Source organism: Mesorhizobium sp. M7A.F.Ca.US.014.04.1.1 (assembly GCF_003998745.1).
Classification (GTDB): Bacteria; Pseudomonadota; Alphaproteobacteria; order Rhizobiales; family Rhizobiaceae; genus Mesorhizobium; species Mesorhizobium ciceri.
Map to the genome: position 1 here is coordinate 5,158 of NZ_RZRW01000137.1, position 6,369 is coordinate 11,526.

Below are 6,369 nucleotides of genomic sequence, written 5' to 3' on the forward strand. Positions count from 1 at the left end.
CCCGCCGAAGCGCGCCCGCCCAGCGTGCCGTAGACATGGATCGAGCCCGCCGCGATGATCTCCGACCCGGAAGCGACAGAACCCAGCACGATGACATCGCCATGCGGATGCACGATCGCCTGGCCGGAGCGGATCGGCGCCTTGATCATCAGCGTGCCCGAAGCTTCAACCTGCGGCTCGCTATCGCCCGCCTTGCTTGCGCCAGCCTTGCCGTCGCCGGCCTTGGCCGCGCTGCCCGCATCCGCATGCTGTTCAGCCGCCCTGCCCTCGGCCTTGTCGAAACCCTCCGCCCGCGCCTCGCGGGGCAGCAACCCATCCGTCGTCGCCTCCTTGGCGCCGACCAGCACCGGCGGCAGGTTGGGCGCGAGTGCGGCGTGGCCGTCGAGCTCGATGGCGTAGACGCGGATGCCGCGATGGCCAAGCACGTCGACCAGCGATTCGATCGCGGCGACATCGGGCTTCAAGGTGTTGAGATCAAGCACCACCGGCCGCCCGGCAAAATAGCCAGGCGAATTGCCGATCCAGTGATCCAGCCCCTCCAGCCACACGTCCAAAGGCGCCTCCGGCGTCAGCGTGAAAGCGACGAAAGAGCGGGCACGAAAGCGAATGGATTTGGCCTCGAGGGGGGCGGCAAAGGTCACGGCTGGCGAATCCTTACTGAGAGGTAAACGCTAGCGAGGGAATGGTTAACGAATGGTTAATGCCAGGGGTGGGAAGGCGGTAGGACGACAATTCCTGTTCCCGGCGACCCTACCCGAAAGAGCACTCGGCTACGGTGATGTTTGCTTGCCCAGCACTAGGCCGCATCACGGTCCTGCGGTTTCATGCGTGCTGGCACGTTTGCTCTGCGAATAACGTCCGCGATATGGCTAGTTAGGCCAACTTCGCCCTGCAATTCCACACCATGGTGCGGCTCAAGGCTGTCAATGACGTCGCGTAACTTCTCAAGTCCTTGCGAGACGTCAAAGACTATCCAATGCTCTGCTTTTCCCGGGACAAGCACGCCAGCAGCACTCTTAGTTGCGCCATGATGCATCTGCACCACCCATGCCCGTTTGCCATCGTGAACCCACTCGAAACGCACCGGGCCCAATTCGGCCGCACCCGCATGCAGGCGTTCAACGTCCGCGATAATTGACGACGGAAGTATCTCTGCCTTGGCAGTGCCTAACATGAACCTGTCACCCACACCGCGTAGCCCCTCGGTGACGATCTCCCCGCTCTGGAGCACTATCGACGCACCGGAATAGAGCGGCTCAACACTTGCTTGTCCCAGAATCGAAGCGATTAACTTGTGGTCCGGATCTTCTTCCTGCATGATCCTAAAGGGGTCGCTCCAGCCGCGCGTTGTCGTGAATTTGCCCGGTGTCTGCTCGATTGGTGCAGTGCGACACCAGACCTCCGACGAACCCGTTGCTTGGCCGAACGTAAACGGTGCCACCCGCCGATTGACCACAGTAGTGCGCGGTACTGGCAGGCCAATGAGGTGTGCGACAAGAAGCCCGAAGACCTTATCGCCAAGCATATGACTAAATCTGTTGGGCCACTGCGCTACCGGAAACAAATCTAACCCTTTGTGTTCAGCAATCTCCCATCCCAACGTGTGCATGCGACGCCAGCCACGTGGCCGGGGATGCAGACTGAATTCCAGGCGCGTGTTTTCGGGAACTGCCAAATCCGGTTCGAAACCGTAAACCGTAGCGAGGAGTCGGAATCCCCAACCGAGAGGTAGAGAAGCTGTGCCTGCCTTCTCTACCGCGCGAGGCGTATCGTCGGGAGCAAACTCGATGATCTTCCCAAGCACCACCCCGGAAACGCCACCATCGTGGATATCGACCGTTTCATTTACGATGGTATGCAGACCTTCGCGCGTGAGGCGTGCGATCGCATCGACAATATCGTTAACTCGAGTCAGACCGTATATGAATTCGCGGCTAAGCGGGCTTTCAGGTGTAAAGCTTCTCACATTCACGGAGCCGTCAGCGCTTCGCGCAAGGAGTGTCTCGGCAACTTCGGTAACGTTGGAGAATATGCGGTTAGGGCTTTCCCCAAGGACGCGTGAATACGCCTGCTTTGGTTTCCCACGATGCGGTTCATAGCTGACGAATTGCGCTACGTTGATAAGTTCAGCGAGCCGATCGAGCGAAGCGTCTTTTCGCGGAATGCCACCACCCGGCACGTAGACTACAGTCGCCACTGTTGTTTCGAGTTGGCTATATGCAGCACGCAATGTGTTCTGGAGAGCGAGCGGCGGCACAGCCAGTGCATCAACGCGAGCGAGTGCGCGGCTGATTGCGGCGACACCATCTCGTGCGACGATGGGCGATCCGTCAACACGAGCGGTGGGGATGCCTTCGAGATGTGCACGGCAGAATTCAGAGGCACTACCCGCGCTGTATTCCCATCCGTCCATTAACAGGATGCGGCTCGCGTGAGCTGAGATGAACTGCTGCCACAACTCTAGATAATCTTCTTGGGTCCAACCGTTAATGAATAGGCTCGCTGGCTCAACCACCGGCTCCGAGCCCCTGGCGCGGAGCAGTTCGGCTGTCGCTTTGAGCTGGTTCTCGTTCGGAATAATCACCTGCTCGACAAGTTCGGCACGATAAGCGCTCGCATCGGCCTCAAGCTGATATCCGATCTTGCTCCACCAATCTATGAACCGCAGTCCCGACGTGATCGGGCCGCTGAGATAGACGACCTTTCGTGATCCGAAGGCAGAACGCCAAGCTTGACGGATGCCGCTTAGCGGCTGGGGGGATTGAGCTGTCATTTCCTAACGTATTCCGGACTGCGCCGCTTAACGAACCTTAAGGATTCTTCTCTGAGCTTAAGTTCACTAGCGAACGAAGCCAGCTTGCCATTCTTTTCATCAGCCTTAAATAAAGCCGCGCAATCGAGAGCCGGATTTTTCTTTTCCTTAAGGACTGCGCCCTCCCGCGCTGCCATCTCGATAAGGGGCAGGAACTCGCGTTCAATTGCCTCCCGATCGTCTATTTCGTCGAATGCGCCATTGTAGAGGCGAAGAGTCGTTGTGCGTCCCCATTCCAAGAACTCACTCTCAAGTTCCGTCACACTTTGACTGTTACCAACCTGGCGAACAACACGCGCCACTGCAGCCTCGATATCCTTATAGCCCAAGAAGAATGAAGCACTCCGCAGGATACTCCATTTACCGGATTTCTCGATATTGTCAGGATTCAGCGCATGGTCGGCCGGGAGATTTCCCTTTTCGATCGCATCTTTCAGAAAATTCTTTATCATCTTCTGCCTTGAAGTAGCATCCGGCGGAAGCAGTAGGTAATTCTCGTCGATACGCCCCGTTCTACGGATCGCCGGATCGATGCGATATGCGTAATTGGTAGCCATGATGAAGATACCGCGCTTCGCTCGGCGCAAGTTATTAAACTTGGTCAGCATGCCAGGCGTCATGAACTTGAATACGGTATCTTGCTGGCCATGCCGCTTCGAGCTTCGATCCAGCACGAGTTCGTCAATCTCGTCGAAGAGGACCACGACGTCCGCCTGCGCCTCAAGCACCTCAAAGATCATTTTAGCGCGCGCTTCCACCTCGCCCCCGCCACCTGCCAGAAAGTCGCTGACGGTAATCGTTACGAGCGGAAAGCCGAGCGCATCCGCTAAATTTTCAGCAACGCTGGTTTTGCCGGTGCCAGGCGGGCCATAAATTAACATAGAATAATTTCGGGGACTTCCGCCGAGCCAAGGCAAAAGGAACTCCTCTTCTACCTTACGATAGGTCTCGAAGTATGGCCCGAGTGAGGTTATCGGCTCAAAGCTCTCCCTCAGATCTGCTTTGTCATCCGGGGCCGCGGCCGTTGTCGTCTTTCGAGCTAGTTGCATCGCTTGGGTCGCAGGACTCCAAGACTGTTTGGCACGTTGAGGCTTTCGAACGTTGAAGCGAGACAGTCGCAGCGTGGTGCGAGCTATGTGGCCGTGGAGGCTACGCCGGTATCCCAGAAGAAAATCGACTACCTGCGCGGTATCCCAAAGTTGGATCGAGTCAGGATCCGCGACATGGTCCGAGTGCCAGCCTGAAACTCGGCGTGGCGTTCCTTCAACATCGATTGTGACGCGCCTCGCCGCAAGCCAACTCCAGAAGCGGCGAAACAGAGCTATGTATCGTTCCGAGCGCCCATGAAACCGCTCGTCCTTATCTAGTCTCTGGCAGCACCGCAGAAGTGAATTTGCGGCCTCCACACTTATTGGGAAAAGTACAAACCCCTTTACGGTGCGCAGGAAGGGCTTACTTGGGCGCCAGTGAGCACTAGTCTGCTGCGCTTGCTCGAGGACATCAAGAACACGGTCGAATAGACGCACATCTATTGTCTGCTCCGAGAGGAGCAGCACGCCCTCCAAAGAGAAGATCAACTCGGCAGGATCGAAGCGGCTGTCCGGGATATTTGAGTACGAAAGCTGATCGTGAAGTGTACTCTCAAAGTAGCGCAGATATGCAGCTCTGCCTTCTATCTCTTGCCCCAGCGTATGAGCTGCACGCACGACTAACAAAGGAACGAATGCGTTGGGTACGACTTTTGATTCCGTCAAGCCTCTGTTCTTAAAAATAAAAAAACTGACGAAGCTGTTCGTCGGATCAATCTTTACGAGTTTCTGAACGACGATCCTGGCATCGGCCATGAGATCATCGGTCCCACCAGGTGTCGCCGACAAAACCTCGGCAAGAAACGACATGGTTAGCGGGTCATTGGTCCCGTAGGTAGGAGAAATCGTTGTTATGGTTTGGGCTCTGGTCTCAGAACGGGCTTCTCTAAGCTCAGCGACCAACCTGTCAAATGCCTTCTTTCGCGCTTCATCCAGCTTTTTCGCGTATTGACCGCCAACCTCAAATGCATAGCCTGGACGAGATGTGCCAACTCGTTGCGACTCGCGAAGAAGATCGATTGCGCGGATCATCATTGTCATCGTGCTATGCGAAATCTTGTGCTTGTCATTTTCTTTTCGGCGATCGGGAATTTCATAGGGCCAGTTGGGTTTCTCCGAATTGAACGTTCCCGCAATCGTTTCTCCTGTTTCTAGAAGCACTCGATCGATGGCGGCAATGTCTTCCCGATCACGTTGGATTCCATCACTGAGATAGGATTCGAGAGTATGCAAATGACCTCTGGAGTTCACTGTTCCTGTGCCGCAAGCGACCGATTCGGTATAAGGGCACTGTAGTGTTTAGGAAAGGGTGACCGCATCACTCAACCTGAGCCTAACGCATCCATACTAAGCGATACGCGCCCAGGGAGCTGTGATCCACCGCAACCCGCCCCTCAACTGAAAGCTTCCCTACCACCCATTCGCCACCATCAGCACGTTGCCCGTCTCCTGCTCCGCTGCTGGTGCAGCTATATTGCGCCGATGGCGGCAATTGCCAGTAGGAACATGCCCGCCGTGATCGCTGTCTTCTCGGAATGTTCTGCCGGGCGAAGTTTGGTGTGAAAGAGGACTCCCGCCGGGCCATGCCCAGGTATCCAGCCTGCAAGGAACGTCCCACTATCCCCTCAATGCCGCTTAAAATACTACACCTCGCGCTCATGCTTCTCCATCGCCTCACGCGTCTCGAACGTTCCCAGATTCCGCCTTTTCCCGGTCTTCTCATCCTCCTAGCGCGAATAAAGCCGGTATTTTCCGCATTTCATTTTCCGGATCATTTCGCTCTCCCTGGCTGATAGTTTCCCCTTGCCCTTGAGGTCCGCGCGGCTGCCCAGATTCCTCCTCGACCTCTCAAAACGGATGCACGACCCAACGACACAGGCTATATTGCCCCGTCTGGCCGAGGTCATCGAAGGGGAGGCATGACATGCAGGCAATGCCGATAGCGCATCAAGCCGCGCAACCCGTGCGCCCCATATCCTCCCTGGCCGGCTATCCGGCCGCCGTCCTGTGCTGGCTGCTTTCGGCCGGTGTCTACATCGCGGCCAAATGGGTGGCGCCTGAAATGCCGCCCTGGGGTCTCTGTTTCTGGCGGCTGACGCTTGCCTGCGCCATCCTGCTGCCGATCGTGCACCGTCATCACGAGGCGATGATCGGGCTTTTGCGAACGCGCGCCGTGGAGGTCGTCGCCGTGGGGGCGATCGGCCTGACGCTCTGCCAGGGTATGATCTACCATGGCCTCAACCACACCGACGCCACCACGGCCGGCATCATCATGGCGCTGTCGCCGGTCATGACGATGGTGCTTGCCCGTTTCGTGCTTGGCGAGCCGCTCGGCCTGTGGAAGTCGCTTGGCGCGCTGGTTGCGCTTGCCGGGATGATTTTCATCGTTGCCCACGGCAACCTGACGGCGCTGCTGCAGCTCAAGCTCAACGCCGGCGAGCTGTGGATCGTCGGCAGCGCGTTCTGCTG

The 6,369-nt window shown here is 57.1% G+C and carries 4 protein-coding genes; 1 reads left to right on the top strand and 3 read right to left on the bottom strand.

The features are described 5' to 3' along the window. From EOA22_RS12010 to EOA22_RS12020, 3 genes are all read right to left on the bottom strand, one after another. A partial coding sequence (locus EOA22_RS12010; RefSeq protein ID WP_245478624.1) for a septum site-determining protein MinC occupies window positions 1–641 on the bottom strand: 641 nt, incomplete at its 3' end. Window positions 642–796: 155 nt separating this feature from the next. Further along, on the bottom strand, window positions 797–2,773 hold the full coding sequence (locus tag EOA22_RS12015; protein ID WP_082826503.1) for a DUF4406 domain-containing protein: 1,977 nt from the start codon (window positions 2,771–2,773) through the stop codon (window positions 797–799). After that, window positions 2,770–5,133: an ATP-binding protein gene (locus EOA22_RS12020; RefSeq protein WP_063168609.1), complete on the bottom strand. Its 2,364-nt coding sequence runs from the start codon at window positions 5,131–5,133 to the stop codon at window positions 2,770–2,772. The genes EOA22_RS12015 and EOA22_RS12020 overlap by 4 nt, the downstream gene beginning before the upstream one ends. 691 nt (window positions 5,134–5,824) lie before the next feature. Between EOA22_RS12020 and EOA22_RS12030 the strand changes: the two genes are divergently transcribed. Then, window positions 5,825–6,369, top strand: a 545-nt coding sequence (locus tag EOA22_RS12030; protein WP_164755373.1) for a DMT family transporter, incomplete at its 3' end; no start/stop codon positions are given.

What these genes read in the sequence shown, in the direction of transcription:
- EOA22_RS12015 (WP_082826503.1), bottom strand. Translation starts at nt 2,773, where the DNA reads ATGACAGCTCAATCCCCCCAGCCGCTAAGCGGCATCCGTCAAGCTTGG.